The organism is Micromonospora sp. NPDC023814 (genome assembly GCF_040639595.1).
Taxonomy (GTDB): Bacteria; Actinomycetota; Actinomycetes; order Mycobacteriales; family Micromonosporaceae; genus Micromonospora.
This window is the reverse complement of the sequence record NZ_JBFAAF010000035.1, coordinates 11957-32415: the sequence shown is the minus strand read 5'-3', so window position 1 is coordinate 32415 and position 20459 is coordinate 11957. Positions and strand designations below refer to the sequence as shown.

22 protein-coding genes are annotated in these 20459 nt (G+C 74.4%); 10 read left to right on the top strand and 12 right to left on the bottom strand.

The features are described from left to right. Nucleotides 1-156: 156 nt before the first annotated feature. Both AB0G14_RS19990 and AB0G14_RS19985 read left to right on the top strand, forming a co-directional pair. Nucleotides 157-504, top strand: coding sequence for an Lsr2 family protein (locus tag AB0G14_RS19990; protein WP_357699401.1), 348 nt, complete (start codon nucleotides 157-159; stop codon nucleotides 502-504). Nucleotides 505-897: 393 nt separating this feature from the next. After that, on the top strand, nucleotides 898-2154 hold the full coding sequence (locus AB0G14_RS19985) for an MFS transporter (protein WP_357699399.1): 1257 nt from the start codon (nucleotides 898-900) through the stop codon (nucleotides 2152-2154). 44 nt (nucleotides 2155-2198) lie between these two features. Here the strand turns inward: AB0G14_RS19985 and AB0G14_RS19980 are convergent, their stop codons facing one another. Further along, nucleotides 2199-3083 carry a hypothetical protein gene (locus AB0G14_RS19980; RefSeq protein WP_357699397.1) on the bottom strand — a complete coding sequence of 295 codons (885 nt, stop codon included), beginning with the start codon at nucleotides 3081-3083 and terminating at the stop codon, nucleotides 2199-2201. Nucleotides 3084-3236: 153 nt separating this feature from the next. Between AB0G14_RS19980 and AB0G14_RS19975 the strand changes: the two genes are divergently transcribed. Both AB0G14_RS19975 and AB0G14_RS19970 read left to right on the top strand, forming a co-directional pair. Then, nucleotides 3237-3806: a GNAT family N-acetyltransferase gene (locus AB0G14_RS19975; RefSeq protein ID WP_357699395.1), complete on the top strand. Its 570-nt coding sequence runs from the start codon at nucleotides 3237-3239 to the stop codon at nucleotides 3804-3806. Between the two features lie 34 nt (nucleotides 3807-3840). Then, entirely contained in the window at nucleotides 3841-4569 is a 729-nt protein-coding gene (locus AB0G14_RS19970) for a helical backbone metal receptor (protein WP_357699393.1), read from the top strand. Nucleotides 4570-4611: 42 nt separating this feature from the next. On the opposite strand, the gene AB0G14_RS19965 is transcribed toward AB0G14_RS19970, so the two are convergent. Further along, entirely contained in the window at nucleotides 4612-5562 is a 951-nt protein-coding gene (locus AB0G14_RS19965; RefSeq protein ID WP_357699391.1) for a TerC family protein, read from the bottom strand. 324 nt (nucleotides 5563-5886) lie between these two features. After that, nucleotides 5887-6585, bottom strand: coding sequence for a CBS domain-containing protein (locus AB0G14_RS19960; protein WP_357699389.1), 699 nt, complete (start codon nucleotides 6583-6585; stop codon nucleotides 5887-5889). A 214-nt stretch (nucleotides 6586-6799) separates the two neighbouring features. Between AB0G14_RS19960 and AB0G14_RS19955 the strand changes: the two genes are divergently transcribed. Together AB0G14_RS19955 and AB0G14_RS19950 are read left to right on the top strand one after the other, a co-directional pair. Then, a complete protein-coding gene (locus AB0G14_RS19955) occupies nucleotides 6800-7372 on the top strand; it encodes a hypothetical protein (RefSeq protein WP_357699387.1) in 573 nt (190 codons plus the stop codon). Between the two features lie 244 nt (nucleotides 7373-7616). Beyond that, nucleotides 7617-8009 (top strand): FKBP-type peptidyl-prolyl cis-trans isomerase, encoded by a 393-nt coding sequence (locus AB0G14_RS19950; RefSeq protein WP_357699385.1) that lies wholly within the window; start codon nucleotides 7617-7619, stop codon nucleotides 8007-8009. A 115-nt stretch (nucleotides 8010-8124) separates the two neighbouring features. Here AB0G14_RS19950 and AB0G14_RS19945 read toward each other — a convergent pair whose 3' ends face one another. The 6 genes from AB0G14_RS19945 to pdhA form a co-directional block, all read right to left on the bottom strand. Beyond that, complete coding sequence (locus AB0G14_RS19945; RefSeq protein ID WP_357699383.1) at nucleotides 8125-8475, bottom strand: STAS domain-containing protein; 351 nt, start codon at nucleotides 8473-8475, stop codon at nucleotides 8125-8127. A 258-nt stretch (nucleotides 8476-8733) separates the two neighbouring features. After that, nucleotides 8734-9999: an Ig-like domain-containing protein gene (locus AB0G14_RS19940; protein ID WP_357699381.1), complete on the bottom strand. Its 1266-nt coding sequence runs from the start codon at nucleotides 9997-9999 to the stop codon at nucleotides 8734-8736. Nucleotides 10000-10319: 320 nt separating this feature from the next. Continuing rightward, a complete protein-coding gene (locus AB0G14_RS19935; protein ID WP_357699479.1) occupies nucleotides 10320-11984 on the bottom strand; it encodes a right-handed parallel beta-helix repeat-containing protein in 1665 nt (554 codons plus the stop codon). A gap of 137 nt (nucleotides 11985-12121) precedes the next feature. Continuing rightward, nucleotides 12122-13489, bottom strand: a complete 1368-nt coding sequence (locus AB0G14_RS19930) for a dihydrolipoamide acetyltransferase family protein (RefSeq protein WP_357699379.1) — start codon at nucleotides 13487-13489, stop codon at nucleotides 12122-12124. After that, nucleotides 13486-14502 (bottom strand): alpha-ketoacid dehydrogenase subunit beta, encoded by a 1017-nt coding sequence (locus AB0G14_RS19925; protein ID WP_357699377.1) that lies wholly within the window; start codon nucleotides 14500-14502, stop codon nucleotides 13486-13488. Before AB0G14_RS19925 ends, AB0G14_RS19930 begins: the two co-directional genes overlap by 4 nt. Beyond that, nucleotides 14502-15668, bottom strand: a complete 1167-nt coding sequence (gene pdhA / locus AB0G14_RS19920) for a pyruvate dehydrogenase (acetyl-transferring) E1 component subunit alpha (protein WP_357699375.1) — start codon at nucleotides 15666-15668, stop codon at nucleotides 14502-14504. The genes AB0G14_RS19925 and pdhA overlap by 1 nt, the downstream gene beginning before the upstream one ends. 105 nt (nucleotides 15669-15773) lie before the next feature. On the opposite strand from pdhA, the gene AB0G14_RS19915 reads away from it, so the two are divergent. After that, entirely contained in the window at nucleotides 15774-16280 is a 507-nt protein-coding gene (locus AB0G14_RS19915) for an Lrp/AsnC family transcriptional regulator (RefSeq protein WP_357699373.1), read from the top strand. A gap of 109 nt (nucleotides 16281-16389) precedes the next feature. Here the strand turns inward: AB0G14_RS19915 and AB0G14_RS19910 are convergent, their stop codons facing one another. The 3 genes from AB0G14_RS19910 to AB0G14_RS19900 all read right to left on the bottom strand — a co-directional run bounded on the left by AB0G14_RS19910 (nucleotide 16390) and on the right by AB0G14_RS19900 (nucleotide 18143). Continuing rightward, the gene (locus AB0G14_RS19910) at nucleotides 16390-17361 is read right to left on the bottom strand and encodes a DNA primase small subunit domain-containing protein (protein ID WP_357699371.1); all 972 of its coding nucleotides are present in this window, start codon (nucleotides 17359-17361) and stop codon (nucleotides 16390-16392) included. Between the two features lie 92 nt (nucleotides 17362-17453). Beyond that, nucleotides 17454-17780: a hypothetical protein gene (locus AB0G14_RS19905; RefSeq protein ID WP_357699369.1), complete on the bottom strand. Its 327-nt coding sequence runs from the start codon at nucleotides 17778-17780 to the stop codon at nucleotides 17454-17456. A 132-nt stretch (nucleotides 17781-17912) separates the two neighbouring features. Further along, nucleotides 17913-18143 (bottom strand): hypothetical protein, encoded by a 231-nt coding sequence (locus tag AB0G14_RS19900; protein WP_357699478.1) that lies wholly within the window; start codon nucleotides 18141-18143, stop codon nucleotides 17913-17915. Between the two features lie 120 nt (nucleotides 18144-18263). On the opposite strand from AB0G14_RS19900, the gene AB0G14_RS19895 reads away from it, so the two are divergent. The 3 genes from AB0G14_RS19895 to AB0G14_RS19885 all read left to right on the top strand — a co-directional run bounded on the left by AB0G14_RS19895 (nucleotide 18264) and on the right by AB0G14_RS19885 (nucleotide 20390). Beyond that, nucleotides 18264-18737 (top strand): hypothetical protein, encoded by a 474-nt coding sequence (locus AB0G14_RS19895; protein ID WP_357699367.1) that lies wholly within the window; start codon nucleotides 18264-18266, stop codon nucleotides 18735-18737. A gap of 68 nt (nucleotides 18738-18805) precedes the next feature. Continuing rightward, nucleotides 18806-19537, top strand: coding sequence for a histidine phosphatase family protein (locus tag AB0G14_RS19890; RefSeq protein WP_357699365.1), 732 nt, complete (start codon nucleotides 18806-18808; stop codon nucleotides 19535-19537). Then, nucleotides 19521-20390 (top strand): NAD(P)H-hydrate dehydratase, encoded by an 870-nt coding sequence (locus AB0G14_RS19885; RefSeq protein ID WP_357699363.1) that lies wholly within the window; start codon nucleotides 19521-19523, stop codon nucleotides 20388-20390. The genes AB0G14_RS19890 and AB0G14_RS19885 overlap by 17 nt, the downstream gene beginning before the upstream one ends. Nucleotides 20391-20459: the final 69 nt, after the last annotated feature.

Sequence of the window (20459 nt, the reverse complement as noted above, 5' to 3'; positions counted from 1 at the left end):
GCTGGGCGACCGAACTCCCCCGCCTTTGCGCCGGCCGCGCCGATTTCCCGCGATAACGCGACCCGCCGAAATGAAAACGACGCGTATTGTTGCGCAATTGCCGTGCGATAGGTCAAACTTTGACCACACCCCGCCCCACACAGGGAGTAATTGGCGATGGCGAGAAAAGTAATCACTGTTCTGACCGACGACCTCGACGGCGGAAAGGCCGACCGGACCGTCGAGTTCAGTCTGGACGGCGTGGCGTACACCATCGACGTCTCCGACGAGAACGCGGGCGTGCTGCGCAAGGCTCTCGACCCGTACATCAGCGCTGGCCGACGGATCGGGCGCGGCACCGTCGACGTCGGGCGGGCGCCCCGCCGGGCGGGCACCCCGGGCGGCGCGGGAATGGACCGGGAGCAGAACCGGGCCATCCGGGAATGGGCCGTCAAGAACGGCTACAAGATTTCCGAGCGCGGCCGCATCCCGGTCGAGGTCGCCGAGGCGTACAAGAACCGCTGACCTGGCGCCGGGTTCACGCTCGCGTCCACGCGGGGTCACGCTGCGGAATCAGCGGGGCCCCGCCGGTCTTTTCCCACGGCCGCCCATTCGCACGGCCCGCGTCCGGCGGCGGACGCATTCGCGGGCGGCGCATTCGCCGAGCGGCCCCGACTGTCGCCGGGCGACCCCCGAGTGGCCGCGCCGGGCGGATTCCGCGTCGGACGGAAACGGGATCCGCCCGAGGACCGGCAACCCACCCGGGCGGCGAAGCGGCCGGTGGTGACCCGGGCGGCTCCGGCCGCGCGTGATCACCGCCACGATTCGTGCCCGCGCGACCCGAGACCGTCGCACCCCCGGAGTGTAATGAGCGACAGCTTTGTCGGGCATTACGCAAACGCATCTCGGGGGTGGCGGATGACGCGCTGGTGGAGCCAGACGGCCGGCGGGCTGCCCCGCACGTTCTGGTACCTCTGGACGGCCACGCTGATCAACCGGCTGGGTAGCTTCGTCGCCATCTACCTCGGCGTCTACCTGGTCTCGGTGCGGGGCTTCAGCCCCGCGTACGCCGGAGTGGTGATCGGGTTGCACGGGGCCGGCAGCGCAGCGGGGAGCGTGCTCGGCGGGGTCGTCGCGGACCGGTGGGGGCGGCGGCCGGCGATGCTGGTCGGCAACGTGGCCGCCGCCGCCGCGGCGGTGTCGCTGGGCCTGAGCAACCACCCCACGGCGGTCGCGGCGCTCACCCTCCTGCTCGGGCTCTTCCTCGGCGTCGCCCGGCCGGCCTTCACCGCCACCATCATCGACGTGGTGGGCGAGCGGGACCGGCTGCGCGCCCTGACGCTCAACTACTGGGCGATCAACATCGGGTTCGCCGTCGCCGCGACCGTCGCCGGCCTGCTGGTCCGCGCCGATCCGCTGCTGCTGTTCGTGGTCAACGCGGCGGTGCTGCTCGGCACCGCCGCGCTGATCGGGTTGAAGGTGCCCGAGTCGCGCCCCGCCCCGGTCACCGTCGGGCAGTTCACCCGCGCCGACTCCGGCGGGCTCGGCACCGTGCTGCGCGACCGGGTCTTCCTGACCTTCACCGCCCTCACCGGGCTGGCCTGGCTCTGCATCCAGGGCAGCGTGATGCTCCCCGTCGCGTTGCAGGCCGACGGCCTGCCGGCGTCGGCGTACGGGCCGGTCATCGCGGTCAACGGGCTGATGATCGTGCTGGGGCAACTCTTCGTGCCCCGGCTGGTCGGCCGCTTCGACCGGTCCCGCACCATCGCCGCCGCCGTCGTGGTGGTCGGCGCCGGCTTCGCGCTGACCGCGCTGGCCGACGCGGTGTGGTTCTACGCGTTCACGGTCGCCGTCTGGACGCTCGGCGAGATGCTGATGACCCCGGCGAACTCGGCGCTGACGGCGGACCTGTCGCCGGCGGCGCAGCGCGGCCGTTACCAGGGGGTCTACTCGCTCGGCTACGCCTTCGCCAGCTTCGCCGGGCCGACCCTCGGCGGGCTGGTCGCCGCCCGGTTCTCCACCGACGCCCTCTGGCTGGGCCTGTTCGGTCTGGCCCTGCTGGTGGCCGCCGGCAACCTCCTCGCGGTCCGCCCCCGGGCCAGGCGGATCGAGGCCCTGCGGGCCGGTGCCACCTCGGCCGCCGCCCCCGGCCGGACGGCGGCAGCGCTGGCCTGACGACGGCCGGGGACCCGGGGTACGCCCGTGCGGCGCGGGGGCGGTCAGTCCGCGCAGAGGTGCGCGAAGGCGAACCCGTGCGCCATCTCGTCGCGCCGCGATTCGAGCAGCCGGATGTCGGCGAGCAGCTCCTCGCGGGGCGTCAGGACCGGCTCGGCCGTCTCCAGCTCGCGCAGCCGTTGGCCGACGGCCATCGCCGCCAGGTCCTCGGCCAGGCGGGCCGGGTCCACGCCGGCGGAGACCCGCTGCTCGTGCACCGTCACCCGCTCCACGAGACAGGCACCGGGACGCACCTCGACCCAACTCCACCCCTCGGCCGGCCCGCCCCGCCAGGTCAGGTGCAGCCCCCGGACGATCGGGTCCACCAGCCTCCGCGACACGTACGCGTCGACCGCCGCGGCCCGGGCCAACGCGCCGAGGTCGTTGACGTGGCCCGTCCGCCCGTCGGGCAGCCGGCCGAAGATGTCGCGGAACCCGAGCGGGGGCACGTCCCCCGCCTCCGGCTCCCCCGCGCCGAGCGCCGTGTAGGCGCGGGCGTCGAGCACGTACGCCACGATCCGCCGCCCGTGCTCGTCGGCGCGCAGCGTGGGCGACCCGATCCGCAGCACCGCTAGGCCGACCGCCTCGGCGACCACGTTCTTCATCCGCTCGGCGCGCTGCCCGGCGGAGCCGGCGGGCGCGACCGGGCCGACCTCGACGGCGAAGACCGGCCGGGCCGTGTCGGCGGCGCAGACGACGAAGTCGTAGCCCTCCCGGGTGGCCGTGCTCCACTGGTGGCCGGTGATGCCGGTCGGACGCCGGTGTGCGAGTTCGCCGAGGCGGCGGGCGCCGTACACGAGCTGGCCGGCCCGGGTGAGCAGCGGGCCGCGACCGCCGTCCCCGGTCACCGCGCGCAGCCAGGAACCGTCCCCGCCACCGGTGCTCGTCATGCGTGTGATCCGTCCTGCCGTCGCCCCGGGCCGACGAGTCGGCCCGGGGCGAGTCTAGGCCGTCGATCATGGCCGGAGCCGGGGTGGTGCGGCGGGGCGGCACGGGCGGGGAATTCGGTTGAGCCGGCCGGGGCCGCCCGATGGGATGGGCCGGTGACACTCTTCCTGAGCACCGACCGGCTGGTGCTGCGCGAGTTCACCCCCGACGACGCGGAACTCCTCGTCGAGCTGGACGGCGACCCCGAGGTGATGCGATACCTCACCGGCGGGCGTCCCACCCCGCCGGAGGTGGTCCGGGAGCGCACCCTGCCCCGGATCCTCGCCCACTACCGGCGGCCGCCGGGGCTGGGCTGGTGGGCGGCCCTGGGCCGGGGGTCGGGCGAGTTCCTGGGCTGGTTCGAGTTCCGCCCGACGCGCGACCTCGACGCCCGCGAGGTGGAGCTGGGCTACCGCCTGCGCCGGGCGGCCTGGGGCGGCGGCCTCGCCACCGAGGGCTGCCGGGCGCTGGTCGACAAGGGCTTCACCGAGCTGGGCGTGGAACGGGTCACCGCGAACACGATGACCGTCAACGCGGCCTCCCGCCGGGTGATGGAGAAGTCCGGGCTGCGCTTCGTGCGCACGTACGTCGGGGACTGGCCGGAGATGATCGACGGGGCGGAGCACGGCGAGGTCGAGTACGCGCTGACCCGGCAGGAGTGGCTTTCCCCCGGCGCCGGGGCATGATCGAGCGGAACCGGTTGTCGACAGGGGGTGCGCGGTGCGGGTCGTGTCGCTGGTGCCGTCGCTGACCGAGGCGGTGGCGCTGACCCTGCCCCACCTGCTGGTCGGGGCCACCGACTGGTGCACCCACCCGGCGGGGCTGGACGTGGCGCGGGTCGGCGGCAGCAAGTACCCCGACCTGGACCGGGTGCTCGCGCTACGACCGGACGTGGTGCTGCTCAACGTCGAGGAGAACCGCCGCGTCGACGCCGAGGCCCTGGCCGCGGCCGGCGTGCCGGTGCGGGTCACCTACCCGCGGACCGTCGACGAGGCCCTGACCGAGCTGGGCGACCTGCTCCGCGAGTTGGGCGCGCCGGCGGAGCCGGAGTGGCTGGCGGCGGCCCGCCGGGCGTGGGCCGCCCCGCCCACGGCCGGGCCGCCCCGCCGGGCGGTGGTGCCGGTCTGGCGTCGCCCGTGGGTGGTGCTGGGCGCCGACACGTTCGCCGGGGACGTGCTGCGCCGACTCGGCGTCACCAACCTGTACGCCGACGACGCCGAACGTTATCCCCGACCGAGCCTCGACGAGCTGCGCGCCCGGGAGCCGGAGCTGGTGGTGCTGCCGGACGAGCCGTACCGGTTCACCGCCGACGACGGGCCGGAGGCGTTTCCCGGCGTCCCGTGCGCGCTGCTCTCCGGGCGGCACCTCACCTGGTACGGCCCGTCCCTGGCCGCGGCGCCCGCCCTGCTGTCCGCCCAGCTCGCCGCCCCGGTCGTCCGGCCGGGCTGACCGCCCGGGCACGTCGCCCGGCCGGTCGACGCGCCGGTCGGGTCAGGCGCCCGCGTGCCGGCGCTCCCGACGGGCGGCGAGCACGCTCCAGCCGATCGCGACCGACAGGGTCAGCACCACCACCGCGAGGGTGAGCCAGACCGGCAGCTTCCCCACCGGCGTCTCGGCCAGGATCAGCTTCGCCCCGGCGAAGGCCAGCAGCACGGCCAGCCCGTACCGCAGGTAGCCGAAGTGCCGCAGCAGCCCGGCCAGGCAGAAGTAGAGACTGCGCAGCCCGAGCACGGCGAACGCCGTCGCCGTCCAGACCAGGAACGTGTCGGTGGTGATGGCCAGGATCGCCGCCACCGAGTCGATCGCGAAGACCACGTCGGTGGCCTCGATCGCGATCAGCGCGACCAGCAGCAGGGTGGCCCTGCGCCGGCCGTCGGCCCGGACGGTGAACCGGCCGCCGTGGTAGCGCGGCTCGGTGGGGACCAGCCGCCGGAACACCCGGACCGCGACGTTGCGATCCGGTTCGACGTCCGGCTCGCCGCGCACCGCGAGCCGCCACCCGGTCCAGACCAGGAAGGCGCCGAGCACGACCCCGGCCCAGGCCAGCCGCTCCAGCAGCGCGGCACCGGCGAAGATGAAGGCCAGCCGGAACGCGAGGGCCCCGACGACCCCCCAGAAGAGCACCTTGTGCTGGTAACCGGCGGGCACCCGGAAGTAGCCGAACAGCAGCGCGAAGACGAAGACGTTGTCGACCGAGAGCGCCTTCTCCAGCAGGTAGCCGGAGAAGTACGCCACGGCCGGCTCGCCGCCCCACCAGAGCCAGACCAGCAGGCCGAAGGTGAGCCCGGCGGTGATCCAGACGCCGCTCCACACCAGCGCCTCGCGCAACTCGATCACGTGGTTGTCGCGGTGGGAGAGCAGGTCCACGGCCAGCATGACGGCGATGACCGCGCCCACTGCCGCCCAGGCCCACAGCGGCGCCGCGAACGTCGCCTCGTCCACCCGGCGCCCTCCCCACCCGCGACGGGACAGGGCGGCTCCGCTCCCGGCGCGCGCCGCATGCCCGGCGGCTCCGGCGCGGGCGCGGTCCCGCGACGCGGGGCTCGGCGGCGGAGCCACCCCGCGCCCGCCCCCGAGCCTAGGCGAGCCGCCCACCGGCAGACGGCCATCCGGGCAAGTCGGCGGGCGCCGGCCAGGCCCGGTCGCCGCTGCCCGCCGGCTCCCGGGCCTCAGGTGCCGGCTGCCGTCGGCCGGAGGGGAGCGCGGGCCCGGGCGGACGGCACGCCGACGGGCCCCGCCCGGACGGCGGGACCCGGGCGTCGCCGGTCAGGCCACCGGGGTGGCCCGGCCCTCGTCCCGCTCGACGAGCGTGCGGTCGTCGACGTCGTACGCGATGGTGCTGGTCACCCGGACCACGCCGCTGACCTGCCCGGCCAGCCGCCCCGCCAGCTCGACCGCGCTGCGCCGGTCCAGCCGGCCGTCGAGCGTCACCTCACCGTCGCGTACCTGGACGGTGACCAGGCCGTCCCGCACCGCGAGCACCCGGCGCAGCACCTCCTGCACCACGTCCTCGCGGATCTCCGCGTCCGTACGCAGGTGCACCCGCAGCAGGTCGCCCCGGGTGACGATGCCGACGAGCCGGCCCAGATCGTCGAGCACCGGCAGCCGCTTCACCGACTCCCGGTCCATCTGCCGCGCGGCGGCGGAGATGGTCGCCTCCGGCCAGGTGGTCACCGGCGGCGCGGTCATCAGTTCGCGGGCCAGCAGCGCGTCGGCCTTCTCCCGGGCGCTGCGGCGCCGCCGCCCCTCGAAGATCCGCCGCTCGTCCGGGTGCCCGGCCCGCTCCACCTTGTGCAGCAGATCCGACTCGGACACCACGCCGAGCACCCGGCGGAACCCGTCCACCACGGGCACGCCGCTGATGCCCCGCCGGACCAGCGCGTCGACGATCTCGCGGTAGGGGGTCTCCTCCCCCACCGTCGCGACGTCCCGCGTCATCACGTCGCCCACCTGCCACGTCCTCATCACGACCTCCCTGCCGTTGGCACCTGCGACGGTATGGCCGCGACCGCCCGCCGGGTCAGGGTCGCGAGACCGGGTCGGCACGGCCGGGTGGACCGGTGCGGAAGGGGCCCAAGGTCCCGGTCCGACGGGGCCCGGTCGGCCCTGCCCGGCGAGCGTCGGCGGGTGTCCAATGAAGATGCCACCGGGAAGCGCGGTGCGAGGCACACGAAGGGACGTGGAGACAATGACCACGACCGAACGGATCACCGCCGGGACCATCGCCCCTGCGACACGGACCCGGCACCCCGCCGAGACCACCCGGGAGCGTGCGACCCGGTACGTCTTCGCCGGCATCCGAATCGCCCTCGGCTGGACCTTCCTCTGGGCGTTCCTGGACAAGGTCTTCGGCCTGGGGCACGCCACCGAGGCGAAGAACGCCTGGCTCAACGGCGGCAGCCCCACCAAGGGCTTCCTGACCTTCGGCGCGGCCGGCCCCTTCAAGGGCTTCTACAACGGCATCGCCGGGGCCGCCTGGGCGGACGTGCTCTTCATGGCCGGCCTGGCCGCGATCGGCGTGGCGCTGCTGCTCGGCATCGGGATGCGCGTCGCCGCCGTCGCCGGCGTGGTGCTCTACGTGATGATGTGGACGGTCGTCCTGCCCCCCGAGAACAACCCCTTCATCGACGACCACCTGCTCAACGCGGCCCTGCTGGTCGGTCTCGCGCTGGTCAACGCCGGCGCCACCCTGGGCCTGGGCGCGGCCTGGGCGAAGCTCCCCCTCGTCCGGCGGCTCCCCTGGCTCCGCTGACCTGGTCCGGCACCTCACCCAGCCGGCGTCACCACCGGTGACGCCCGCTGGTCCGTGCGTACGCCCAAGTCGTCGCGCCTGGCCGGCCCCGGCTTTCCCGCCCGGCGGCGTCGAGGCCTCGCGCATCGCCGATACGCCGACGCACGCGGGCGGGCGGCTCCCCGGGACCGCCGCGCGCCGGCCGGTCGCCATCCGGCAGGATGGTGACCGGGACATCAGGACCGAAACGGCAGGAGACTCCCGTATGAACCAGGCAGCAGGCGCCCGCTCCGGCAAGCCCGAGGTGGGCCCGATCGAGGGCGCGCCGCCCGCCGATCTCGTCATCGAGGACATCACCGTCGGCGAGGGACCGGAGGCCCAGCCGGGGCAGCTGGCCGACGTCCACTACGTGGGGGTCGCGCACTCCACCGGCCGCGAGTTCGACTCCTCCTGGAACCGGGGCGAGACGTTCGAATTCGGGCTCGGCGCCGGGCAGGTCATCGCCGGCTGGGACCGGGGCGTGGTGGGCATGCGGGTCGGCGGCCGGCGCCGGCTGACCATCCCGCCGCACCTGGGCTACGGCAACCGGGGCGCCGGTGGCGTCATCAAGCCGGGCGAGACCCTGGTCTTCGTCGTCGACCTGGTCGGCGTGCGCTGAGCCGTTGAGCACGGGCCCGGGGCCGACCCGCAGCACGCACGGTCGGTCCCGGGCCGCACACGCACCCGATCGGCCGGGGTCCGGGCCGCACACGCACCCGATCGGCCGGGGGTGGTCAGCAGGCCACGAGCTCCCGGTCGGCGCACGCGTCGACGATCGGGATGACCCGGTGCAGGCCGGTGGCCCGCAACACCCGCGCGACCACCGGGCCGGGGTGCAGCAGCACCAACTCGCCGCCCCGGGCGCGGATGCGCAGGTGCGCGGCGACCAGCGCCCGCACCCCGGCGGCGGAGAGCACGCGGACGCCCGAGAGATCCAGCCGGAGCACCGGCCGGGCGGGGGCCGCCCAGAGCGCGGAGCGGAACGCGGCGACCGTGGCGATGTCGACCTCGCCGATCGCCCGCACGTCCACCACGTAGTCGTCCACGCTGACCTCGACGTGGAACCTGTCCTCACGCTGCCCCATGCCGACGAATCTAGCCCCCACCACCGACATTTCCGCCCTGCCCAGGGACGGGATCCGGGTCCACCCAGGGTCACCCCCGAGGGCCTCCCTGATCCTCCTCAGGGAGGAGGACCGCACCGCCGCGATGAGCTCCGGCCCACCCGCGCCGCCGCCCGGCGTCGAGAGCCGACGGGTGCCACACGGTGCCCCGCCGGCTCGGCAGGTCGGGGACCGGCCCCGCCTGGCGGCGGACCGGTCCCCGGTGTGCGTACGGCCGGGTCAGCCGCCGCGGACGGACGGCGCCGGCACCGGCGAGCCCCCGGCCACGGCGCCCGGGTGCGGGGCCTGCGACGGGGCCGGCCGGAGCCCGGCCGGCACCGGCAGCGCGCTGCCCTTGGCGAACTCGTCCCAGCCGACGTTCCACGCGGTCCAGCCGTTGCCCTCGTTCAACTCGACCTCGGTGCCCTTGATGGTGACCAGGTCGCCGACCTGCGTGACGCCCATCAGCCAGTCCGCGGCCTCGTTGGAGACGTTGGTGCAGCCGTGCGAGACGTTCGTGTTGCCCTGGTCCCCCACCGACCACGGCGCCGCGTGGATGAACTCACCGCCCCAGGTGAGGCGCTGGGCGTCCTCGACATCGACCACGTAGGGGTCGGCCGAACCCCGGGTGTCGAACGTCGTCTGCTCGTGCTTCTCCATGATCACCATCTTGCCGCTGGAGGTCGGCGTGCTCGGCTTGCCCATGCTGACCGGGATCTTGCGGACGACCTTGCCGTCGCGCACCACGGACATCTGCTTGGTCGCGTTGTCGATCTCCAGAGCCACCTGCCGGCCGATCTTGGAAGTGGCGGTCCGGTCGGAGTCGCCGACCCGGTCCTTGCCGATCGGCAGGCCCTCCAGCCCGGCCCGGACGCTGATCGTGGTGCCCGGGCGCCAGAAATCGGGGGCCCGGTAATAGACCTGGCTGCCGTCGGACACCCACGACCAGGTGCCCGGCTGCGGCGGGTCGGTCTTCACGAACAATCGGCGCTGCACGTCCGCCCTGGCCTCTTTCGGAATGGGCGGGTCGAAGGCGACGGTCACCGGCATGGCGGTGCCGTACGTCCGGTTGCCAGCGAAATACAACGTGCTGGTGATTTCCGGCTTCGACGATTTCGGCATCGTGGTGAAGGTGGTCTTCCGGGTGGTGGTCTTCCCCGAGTCACCCGTGGCGGTCACCTCCGCGGTGTAGGTGCGCCGCGGCTGCAACGGCCGGCTCGGCACCCAGCCCGAGCCGTCCTCCCGGGGCTCCGCCTTGATCTGCGCGCCCTTGTCGTCGGTGATCCGGACCGACGTGACCCGTCCACCCTTGACGACGGTCCCCACCTCGGCGCTGACCGGCACCTCGCGGGCGCGGTCGGCGGGCGTCACGGCCAGCTCCGGGGCCGCCGCCCGGCCCTCGGCCGGCCCGGCACCCGGTTTGCGGTCGGCGGTGCACCCGCCGAGGGCCAACGGCGTGGCCGCGATGGTCACGGCCAGAACCGTCAGTCGCCGCCTCAACTTCATGATGCGTCCCCCCGTTAATTGGCGTCCTCCGCCACATTCTCTCCATACCCCCCGGATGGGCGCGCAATTTTCGGCGAAAAGGGAAAAGCAATTATGGGAGGCATTTGCCGGACTGTGCGGAATGAGTCCGGGCGACCTCGTTTCCGGGTCCGTCCGGGATCGCCCGGACCCGCACCGCCGGAGCCCGGCCATGCCGCCGCGTCCCGGTTGCGCCGCCCCGCGCCGTTCCCACCCGACCCACCCCCGGTGCCCCGCCCCGGCCTCGTGCCGGTGGCGACGGCAACGCCCGGGCCGACCTCGGCCACCCGCGTGGCGCCGGCTCAGGTCCAGTCGTCGTCGCCGTGGTTGCGTTCCCACCGGCCGCCGACCGGCGGGGTGTCCATGCGGATGGCGGAGTCGGCGTTGCCGGCGAGGTCGTTGTCCTCCACCCGGCAGTCCACGCAACTGCCCTCGTCGGTGATCCAGAGGCCGTGGTTCTGGGTGCTCGGGTGCTTGTTGTCCCAGATCCGGTTGCCCCGGATGGTGGCCGAGTCGACCGCCGCGTTGATCGTGATGCCGGCCCGCACCGGCGGGCCGGCCGGCAGCTCGTACGGCGTTCCCGGCAGCGGCGTGCCCCCGCTCCACCCGCTGGAGGCGTCGGGGCGGATCGGCGCGAGCGTCAGCTCGGTGTCGTCGTTGGCGGCCACCATGGCGATCCCATCGCCGACACGCACCACCTTGCCCCGGTGACCGTCGTTCGGCCAGGTCGCCCGCCGGTCCACCACCTTCCGCTCGCTGTAGCGCACCGAGTCGCCGTGCCCGCTCATCGCCGGCGCGCACTGCCGCCCGTTGTTGCGGATCCGGTTACCGACCAGGATCATGTCGCGAAGCGGGCGGTCGATGCGGACGGCGTCGGCGCTGTTGCCGTAGAAGTCGTTGCTCTCGATGACGATCTCCTCGGCGATCCGCTCCTCCACGCCGCCGAGGTTGCGCTGGTGGTAGCCGTACCGGCCGTTGCCGCTGATCCGGTTGCCGCGGATCGTGTAGGGGCCCGGGGTGTTGCCGATGCTGACCCCGTCACCCAGGTTGCCGTCGATCACGCAGTCGGTGAGCAGGCCACCCCGCCCGGCGGTGTGCGTGGTGCCCTTCGCCGAGACGTGGAAGCCCGCCTCCAGGTTGCCGGTCATCGTGCAGGCGGAGACGATCAGGCCGTTCGCGCCCCAGTCGGAGATGCCGAACCGGTTGCCCTGGGCGTGGCAGCCGATGATCCGCACCCCGCGTGGACGCAGGTGACCTGCCTCCTGCAACTCCAGGAAGATCCCGTTGGTCGCGTTGGCCACCGCGCTGCAGTTGACGATGTTGAACCGTTCGACGCTGCCCCAGCCGCCGACGCCGATGCCGATGCCCGCGCCGCCCATCTCGGTGCCGTTGTCCAGCCGGCCGCAGCCCGCCACCAGCACCCCGTCGATCAGGCAGTCCTGGAGGAAGTCGCAGCCCAGGCCGGTGGCGGCGGTGTGGTGGATGTACAGGTTGCGGAACACGCCCCGGACGACGTACTGCAGGCCGAGACCCTTGGCCAGCGGGTTGTAGTCCGCCGACGCCACGCCCGAACCGTCGATCTCGAAGTCGGCGAACGTGCAGTCGGCCAGGTGGCGCTCCCGGCCGGCCCCGTGCTGCTGCGCGGTGTGGAAGGCCAGCGGCGCGGGATCGGCCCGGTTGCCGGCGTTGCTGAGCACGAAGCGGGTCGCCCCCGGGCCGGCCCCGATCAGCGACACCCCGGAACGCCAGACGGTGCCCGAGTCCCGCATCGAGTACACCCCCGGCGGGCAGTGGATGATCCGGACCCGGCCGTCGGCGGCGTACGCGTCGCCGAGGCGGTCCACCAGCGCCGCCAGGGCCGGCTGGTCGTTGGTCTCGCCGTCGCCCACCAGGCCGTGCTCCCGGGCGTCGCAGAGCAGCGGGGCACCGGCGACCGCGTAGCGGCGCACGCCGCCGGCGGAGGGCATGTCCGGGTACGCCACCTCGTCCTCCCCTCGGCGGGTCAGCCAGGCCCGCATTCCCGGACCGCATTCGGGGAAACGCCGGCCGCGACGGCGACGGCCCCGGCACCGCCGCGAGGCGGAACCGGGGCCGTCGCGGCGGGTCAGACGTTGGCGATCAGCAGCGCCGGCTGCTCGACGCAGTCGGCGACGTGCCGCAGGAAACCGCCCGCCACCCCGCCGTCGCAGACCCGGTGGTCGAAGGTCAGGCTGAGCTGGGTCACCTTCCGCACCGCGAGCTGCCCATCCACCACCCACGGCTTGTCCACGATCCGCCCCACCCCGAGCAGCGCCGCCTCGGGGTGGTTGATGATCGGCGTGGATCCGTCGACGCCGAAGACGCCGTAGTTGTTCAGCGTGAAGGTGCCGCCGGTGAGCCGGGCCGGGGGCAGCGTGCCGGCCCGGGCCGCCGAGGTGGTCGCGGTCAGCTCGGCCGCCAGCTCGGCGGTGGTGAGCCGCTGCGCGTCCCGCAGCACCGGCACGACCAGCCCCCGGTCGGTCTGGGCGGCGATGCCCAGGTGCACCCCGGCCGACTGGACGATCCGCTCGCCCTCGGTGTCGACACGGGCGTTGAGCTGTGGGAACCGGCGCAGCCCGGACAGGCAGATCCGGGCGAGCAGGGCCAGGATGCTCACCGGCGCGTCCGGGGTCGCCGCGTTGATCGCGGCCCGGGTCTCCAGCAGCCCGGTGGCGTCGACGTCCACCCAGATGGTCACCTCGGGGATCTCCCGCCGGCTGCGGGAGAGCTTGTCGGCGATCGCCTTGCGGATGCCGGTCAGCGGGACGACCACGTCCGCCGCGTCCGGCGCGGCCGGCCCGGCGGGCTGGTCCGGCACCGCGGCGAGCCGGGCGGCCGGCGAGGCGGCCTCGGCCACGGCGGCCTCCACGTCGGCGCGGCGCACCACCCCGCCGGGGCCGGTGCCGCGCAGCGCGGCCAGGTCGAGGCCGTGCTCGCGGGCCAGCCGGCGCACGATCGGCGAGATGACCAGGGGCGCCGCGTCGTGCGGGCGGTCCGCCGCCACCGCCGGGGCGGCGGGCGCCGCCAGGGGCTCGGCCGGGCGGGGATCGGGGGCGACCGCGAGGCGGGGCCGGCGACGCCGCCGCCCCGATCCGCCGTGGCCGGTGCCGTACCCGATCAGGACGTTGCCGGAGCCGGCGCGCTCCTCCTCGCGGTAGGTGGCGTGCCCGGCGGGCTCGTCGCCGGCCCCGCCGTCGCCGCCCACCGGCGCGATGGTGACCAGCGGCTGGCCGACCGGGCGGACCTCACCCGCCGCGCCGTGCAGCGCGACGACCCGCCCGGCGTACGGGCAGGGCACGTCGACGACGGCCTTGGCGGTCTCCACCTCGACGACGGTCTGGTCCACCGTGACCACGTCGCCCACGGCGACCCGCCACTCGACGATCTCGGCCTCGCTCAGCCCCTCCCCAAGGTCGGGCAGGAGGAAGACCAGCGCCCCGTCCACGGTGGTCACGCCGCGCTCCCCCGGGTCAGCCAGCGCCCGTCCGGCTGGTCGTCCCACTGGAGTCGGGCCACCGTGTCGAGGATCCGGTCCACCGACGGCAGGTGGGTGTGCTCCAGCATCGGCGCCGGGTAGGGGATGTCCAGGCCGGACACCCGCAGCACCGGGGCGTGCAGGGCGTGGAAGCAGCGTTCCTGCACCCGGGCGGCGATCTCGGCGCCGACCCCGGCGAAGCCCTGCGCCTCCTGGATCACCACGCACCGGCCGGTGCGGCGGACCGAGGCGGTGACGGTCTCGTCGTCGAACGGCACGATGCTGCGCACGTCCACCACCTCCAGGTCCCAGCCCTCCTCGCGGGCGGCCTCGGCGGCCTCCAGCGCGACCGGCACCGCCGGCCCGTACGCGACGAGGGTGGCGTCGCGGCCCGGGCGGCGCACGACCGCGCGGCCGATCGGCGGAGCGGTTGCGGATAGCTCCGCGTCGGCGCTGGAGAAGTAGAGCTTCTTCGGCTCCATGAACACGACCGGGTCGGGGTCGTCGATCGCCTGGCGCAGCAGCGAGTACGCGTCCTCGACCGTCGCCGGGGTGACCACCTTCAGGCCGGGGGTGTGGGCGTAGTACGCCTCGCTGGAGTCGCAGTGGTGCTCGACCCCGCCGATGCCGCCGGCGTACGGCACCCGGATGACGATCGGCACGCTGAGCGCGCCCCGGGTGCGGTTGCGCAGCTTCGCCACGTGCGAGGCGATCTGCTCGAACGCCGGGTACGCGAACGCGTCGAACTGCATCTCCACCACCGGGCGCAACCCGGACATGGCCATGCCGACGGCGAAGCCGACGATGCCGGCCTCGGCGAGCGGCGTGTCGAAGCAGCGCTTGTCGCCGAAGCGGGCCTGGAGGCCGTCGGTGATCCGGAAGACGCCGCCGAGCGCCCCGACGTCCTCGCCGAAGACGACCACCCGGTCGTCGTCGAGCATCGCGTCGGCGAGCGCGGCGTTGAGCGCCTTCGCCATGGTCAGGGTGGCCATCAGCGCTCACCCTCCTCGTCCTGGGCGGCGGCCAGCTCGGCGCGGACCTGCTCGCGCTGCTCGACCAGTTGCGGGGTGGGCTCGGCGTAGACGTGGTCGAAGAGGCTCATCGGGTCGACCGTCGGCTGCGCGTTCATCCGGGTGCGCAGGTCGGCGGCGTACGCCTCGGCCTCCTCGGCGATGGCGGCGACGCGCGCGTCGTCGAGCACGTCCCGCGCCCGCAGGTACGTCTCCAGGCGGGCGACCGGGTCCCGGTCCCGCCAGGCGTCGACCTCGGCGCCGTCGCGGTAGCGGGTGGCGTCGTCGGCGTTGGTGTGCGGCTCCATCCGGTAGGTGTGCGCCTCGACGAGGAACGGCCCCTTGCCGGAGCGGGCGTGCGCGACCGCGCGGGTGAGCACCGCGAGGACGGCGACCGGGTCGTTGCCGTCGACCTGCTCGCTGGGCACGCCGTAGCCGACGCCCTTGTAGGCCAGCGACGGGGCGGCGGTCTGCCGGGACAGCGGGACGCTGATGGCGTACTTGTTGTTCTGCACGAAGTAGACGACCGGCGCCTTGAACACGGCGGCGAAGTTCACGCCCTCGTGGAAGTCGCCCTCGCTGGTGGCCCCGTCGCCGATGAAGGCCAGCGCGACGGTGTCCCGCCCCTGGTACGCCTCGCCGTAGGCCAGCCCGGCGGCGTGCACGCACTGGGTCGCCAGCGGGGTGCACTGCGGGGCGGTGTGCCGGGCCGCGGGGTCGTACCCGCAGTGCCAGTCGCCGCGCAGCAGGGTCAGCACCTCGACCGGGTCGATGCCCCGGGAGACCAGCGCCATCGACTCCCGGTAGGTCGGGAAGACCCAGTCGTCCTCGCGCAGGGCGAGGATCGCGCCGACCTGGCAGGCCTCCTGACCGCGCGAGGACGGGTAGACCGCCAGCCGGCCCTGCTTGGTCAGGGCGGTGGCCTGGATGTCGAAGCGGCGGCCGATGACCATCCGCCGGTACATGTCGGCGAGCGCCTCGACGGGCGGCTCGGGGTAGTCGGCGTGGGCGGGCAGCGGCGTGCCGGCGGGATCGAGCAGGCGGACCGGCTCGGTGGCCGGCAGCAGCGGCTTGGCCGGGTCGGGCGGGGTGGCCGCCCGGCGCCTGCGCGGGGATGCCCTGCGGACCGCCTCGGGTGTGGTCGTCACGGCGGGACCTCCTGGGACGTGTGGTGGGCCTATGCTCCTGCCGTCGGATGATTGACTCAAGATCCATGACAAACGCGGGACGGGTGGCATGCGGGAGGCATCGAGATGAGCCAGGAGTCCGGGCCGAGTGCGGAGTCGGCCGCCGGAACGGGACGTTCGGCCCGACCCCTGGACGAGGTCGACCGGCGGATCCTCGACGAACTGGTCCGCGACGGCCGCACCTCCGTGCGCACCCTCGCCGAGCGGATCCACATCTCCCGCACCAACGCGTACGCGCGGGTGGAGCGGCTGCTGCGCGACGGAGTGATCACCGGGTTCCGGGCCCAGGTCGCGCCCGAGGCAGCGGGGCTGGGCACCTCGGCGTACGTCGCGCTCAAGATCGAGCAGAACACCTGGCGGGAGGTGTCGGCGGAGCTGGCCCGGGTGCGCTACATCGAGCACGCCGCGCTGCTCGGCGGCGACCACGACGTGCTGGCCCTGGTCCGGGCGCCGGACAACGCCACGCTGCGGGACGTGGTGCTGGGCCGGGTGCAGAGCATCGCCGGGGTGCTGTCCACCCGCACCTGGCTGGTCTTCGACGAGTTCGACGGCGACCGCAGCCCGTGGGAGTGAGCCGTGCCGTGATGGCCGGGCAGGCGCACCGCTCCGGCGGCCCGCCGGCCGGGCCCGCGGCCGCCGGCGGGCTCGGCACTCCGGGCGCGGTCCGCCGTGGCCGGCGGGCTCAGCGCTCCGGCGGGGCCTCCAGCCCCTCCCGGTCGGCCAACTCCAGCAGTGGTTCGAGCGAGAAGCGCCGGTCGTCGAGGCCCGCGTGCGGGTCGCCGCGCTCGGCGAACCGGGCCGGCATCGTGGTGACGTCGAAGTCCTCCGGCCGCGCGTCGTCCAGCTCCGACCATTCGAGGGGCGCGGAGACCAGCGCCTGCGGGGTGGGGCGGATGGAGTACGCCGAGGCCATCGTGTGGTCCCGGGACATCTGGTTGTAGTCGACGAAGACCGGGCGGTCCCGCTGCTCCCGCCACCAGGTGGTGGTGACCAGCTCCGGCAGCCGGCGCTGCATCTCCCGGCCCAGCGCCAGCACCGCCCGCCGGCACTCGCCGAAGCTCCACCGGGGCTCGATCGACAGGTAGACGTGCAGGCCCCGCCCGCCGGTGGTCTTCGGATAGCCCATCAGCCCCAGCTCGTCGAGGAACGCGCGCACCTCGTGGGCCACCGGCACCACCTGGTCGAAGCCCACCCCCGGCATCGGGTCGAGGTCGATCCGGAGCTGGTCGGGCCGCTCGACGTCGGCGGCGGAGACCGGCCACGGGTGGAACCGCAGCGTGCCGAGATTCGCCGCCCAGATCACCACCGCCAGCTCGCTCGGCGCGACCTCGTCGGCCGTGCGCCCGCTCGGAAAGGTGATGTGGGCGGTGCGCACCCACTCGGGCGCCCCCGCCGGGAGCCGCTTCTGGTAGAAGGCGTCGCCCCGGTTGTCCTGCCGGGTGCCGATCTTCGCCCCTGGGAAGACGCCGCGCGGCCACCGCTCCAACATGGTCGGCCGGTCCCGCAGGGCGCGCAGGACGCCGTCGCCGACGGCCAGGAAATACCGCACCACGTCCAGCTTGGTCAGCCCCAGCTCGGGGAAGTACGGCTTGTCGGGGCTGGAGACGCGGACCAGCCGCTCCCCCACCTTGATCTCCTCGGCCGGCGTCGCCACGCTCCACACCGTAACCCGGCGGGCCGGTCGGCACGGCCCGTCGCGGCCCCCGGCGAAGCGCCTCCGGCACGGCCGGCGGCCGTCGGGCCCGGTCAGGCGATCAGCATGATGCCCACGGCCATGAGCGGCAGACCGACGAACAGGAAGATCCCGATCCCGGTGAGCACCCGCCCCTCGCCGGCGGCCTCGCGCTCGGGCGCCACGCCGAAGGTGGCGCGCGCCCCCATCATGCCGATTCGGCTCAGGGTGAGGTCACCGGTGATCCCGAGCAGCCCACCGACCACCACGAGGGAGATGCCGAAGCGGTAGACGAAGTCGCCGCCGCCCAGGGCGACCCAGACCCCGGCAGCGGCCGCGACCACGACGAGCGCGATCACGAACAGCACCAGTGCTTCCCGCAGACCCCTGACGACCGTCATCGGCGGCTCCATCCCGTGCGACCCGGATGGACATTCTGCCGGTCGGCGGCCGTCCGCGCTGCCCCGTGCGCCGGGCGTACGCGCGGTGGCCGGGCGGCCCGTCTCCGGCCGCCCGGCCACCGCGGGCCGAACTCAGCTCATCTCCTCCTGGAGGCGCGACATGAGCATCTTCTTGCCCTGCTCACCCGCCTTGCGGTTGTTCTCCTGCATCTTCCGGAACCAGGTGGCCAGTTCCGTGTCGCCCCGCGACTCCGCGTCGGCGATGTAGGTGTCCAGCTTCCAGATGTGCTGCAACGACATCTGCAGGACGTGGATCAGGTCGTAGTTCTGGTCCTTGACCGGGCTGATCATTTCCTTGGTCATGGTCGCCACGGACGTACCTCCCCATCTCGCTCTTCGCCGTTCGGTGGCAGCAGCGCTTACCCGGCCTGGTCCCGTTCACGCCCGGCGGCGGGACTACCATGCCGGGCGGAGGGGGCGATCGTGCGCGGACGGACGGGGTACGCGTCGCTGGTGCTGGTGCTCCTCGCCGCCGGCTGCGGGGGCGAGCCACCGCCTACCGCCGCCGCCGACGTCACCGGTGTCTGGTGCGGCCCGGAACGGGACGTGCTCACCCTCGACGCCGCCGGCGGGTTCACCGTCACCGACATCTCCACCCCGTTGATCGACGAGGTCCTGCATGACGAGGAGTTCGTGCCGGGCTACCGGCGGAAGACCGAATACGCGGGTGCGGTGCCGCGGCACGGCGCCGGCCGGTGGCGCGTCCACGTGGACCACGGCGACATGTTCCAGGCCCGGCGCGACCACGTCGTGCTCGACTGGGCGACCTTCGAGTCGGTCCAGGTGGACGAGGATCTGGAGCTGACGATCGCCGGGAAGGGCGCGGGCCTGATGCTCGGCGTGGAGCGCGTCGAGTCGGGCTTCACCACCCTCTTCGCCCGCTGCCCGGCGGCCTGAGCGTCCCGCCGCCTGGGGCGGGTGCCGGGGGCGGTTATCCGGGGCGGGCCTCGGGTAGGGGTTGCCGCATGGCGGAACTGGCAGCGCTCTGGATCGTCCGGCACGGCGAGAGCACGGCGAACGTGGCGGCCACCGCGGCCGAGGCGTCCGGCGCCGAGCTGATCGACCTGACCCACCGGGACGCGGACGTGCCGCTGAGTCCGACCGGGGAGGAGCAGGCCCGGGCCACCGCGCGCTGGTTGGCCGGGCTGCCCGAGGCCCGCCGGCCCGACGTCGCGGTGGTGTCGCCGTACCTGCGGGCCGTGCGGACCGCCGAGTTGGCCCTGGCCGGCACCGGGATCCCGCTCACCCGCGACGAGCGGCTGCGCGACCGGGACCTCGGCATCCTGGACGGGCTGACCGGGTACGGGGCGCGCCGGCGCCACCCGGAGGAGGCGGCGCGCCGGGACCGGCTCGGCAAGTTCTACTACCGGCCGCCGGGCGGCGAGTCCTGGACGGACGTGGCGCTGCGCCTGCGCGCCCTCCTCGGCGACCTGCGCCGCGACCACGAGGGCCGGCGGGCGCTGCTGTTCGGCCACGACGCCCTGGTCTTCCTGACCTGTTACCTGGTGGAGGGGCTCACCGAGGCGGAGCTGATGGCGCTGACCCGGAAGCACGTCATCGCCAACTGCTCGATCACCGGCTGGTCCGCCGGGGCCGACGGCCGGCTGAGCCCGGACGTGTTCAACGACGTCGGCCACCTGCGGGCCCAGGGCGCCCGGCCGACCAGGGAGGACGAGGTCCATGCCGAACCGGTCTGACACGCTGGTGATCACCCCCAGGCTGCTGCGGGACTGGGCGCTGCCGGTGCCGACCGGGGGCAAGCAGGCCCGGGGCACGGTGCTGGTGGTCGGCGGCTCCCGGTTCACCCCCGGGGCGGTGCTGCTCGCCGGCGTGGCCGCGCTGCGGGCCGGGGCCGGGGTGCTCCAGCTCGCCGCCGCCGAGTCCACCGCCGCCGCGCTGAGCATCCAGGTGCCCGAGGCGCTGGTGGTGGGCCTGCCCGAGACCGCCGACGGCGCGGTCGCGGGCGGGCCCGGCGAGCTGCTGGGCGACCTGGTGGCCGAGGCGGACGTGGTCGCCCTCGGCCCCGGCCTGAAGGACATCGACGAGACGGCGGCGCTGCTGCGCCTGGTGCTCGACGCGGCCGCCCGGGAGACGGCGCTGGTGCTCGACGCGTACGCCCTGGGTGCGCTCAGCCACGCCCCGGACCTGCTGGTCGGGTCCGGACGGCCGGTGGTGCTCACCCCCAACCTCACCGAGGCGCGGCACCTGCTCGGCCGGGACCCCGGCGACGACCTGGACGCCGAGGCCATCGAGCTGGCCGGCCGGTACGACGCCGTGGTCTCGCTCTACGGCCACGTCTCCACACCGGACGGGCGGAGCTGGCGGGAGGAGAGCGGCGACGCGGGGCTCGGCACGTCCGGCAGCGGGGACGTCCGCGCCGGACTGCTGGCCGGGCTGCTGTCCCGGGGCGCCGAGCCGGCCCAGGCCGCGTGCTGGGCGGCGTTCGCCCACGCGGTGAGCGGCCAGCGGCTGGTGCCGCGGTTCGGCCGGATCGGGTTCCTCGCCCGGGAGCTGCTCGACGAGATCCCGCACACCCTCGCCACCGTCTGACACTTCCTTGTCTGACCGAACGGCTGTGTGTAACGCCACACTCGGCTCCTACGCTGGTGGGTCGGAGGA

Coding starts and splice junctions, on each gene's coding strand:
- AB0G14_RS19940 (WP_357699381.1), bottom strand. CDS start 9,999: ATGAAGTTGAGGCGGCGACTGACGGTTCTGGCCGTGACCATCGCGGCC.
- AB0G14_RS19890 (WP_357699365.1), top strand. CDS start 18,806: ATGGCGGAACTGGCAGCGCTCTGGATCGTCCGGCACGGCGAGAGCACG.
- AB0G14_RS19905 (WP_357699369.1), bottom strand. CDS start 17,780: ATGACGGTCGTCAGGGGTCTGCGGGAAGCACTGGTGCTGTTCGTGATC.
- AB0G14_RS19935 (WP_357699479.1), bottom strand. CDS start 11,984: ATGCCCTCCGCCGGCGGCGTGCGCCGCTACGCGGTCGCCGGTGCCCCG.
- AB0G14_RS19900 (WP_357699478.1), bottom strand. CDS start 18,143: ATGACCAAGGAAATGATCAGCCCGGTCAAGGACCAGAACTACGACCTG.
- AB0G14_RS19945 (WP_357699383.1), bottom strand. CDS start 8,475: ATGGGGCAGCGTGAGGACAGGTTCCACGTCGAGGTCAGCGTGGACGAC.
- AB0G14_RS19960 (WP_357699389.1), bottom strand. CDS start 6,585: ATGAGGACGTGGCAGGTGGGCGACGTGATGACGCGGGACGTCGCGACG.
- AB0G14_RS19985 (WP_357699399.1), top strand. CDS start 898: ATGACGCGCTGGTGGAGCCAGACGGCCGGCGGGCTGCCCCGCACGTTC.
- AB0G14_RS19980 (WP_357699397.1), bottom strand. CDS start 3,083: ATGACGAGCACCGGTGGCGGGGACGGTTCCTGGCTGCGCGCGGTGACC.
- AB0G14_RS19885 (WP_357699363.1), top strand. CDS start 19,521: ATGCCGAACCGGTCTGACACGCTGGTGATCACCCCCAGGCTGCTGCGG.
- AB0G14_RS19915 (WP_357699373.1), top strand. CDS start 15,774: ATGAGCCAGGAGTCCGGGCCGAGTGCGGAGTCGGCCGCCGGAACGGGA.
- AB0G14_RS19990 (WP_357699401.1), top strand. CDS start 157: ATGGCGAGAAAAGTAATCACTGTTCTGACCGACGACCTCGACGGCGGA.
- AB0G14_RS19950 (WP_357699385.1), top strand. CDS start 7,617: ATGAACCAGGCAGCAGGCGCCCGCTCCGGCAAGCCCGAGGTGGGCCCG.
- AB0G14_RS19925 (WP_357699377.1), bottom strand. CDS start 14,502: ATGGCCACCCTGACCATGGCGAAGGCGCTCAACGCCGCGCTCGCCGAC.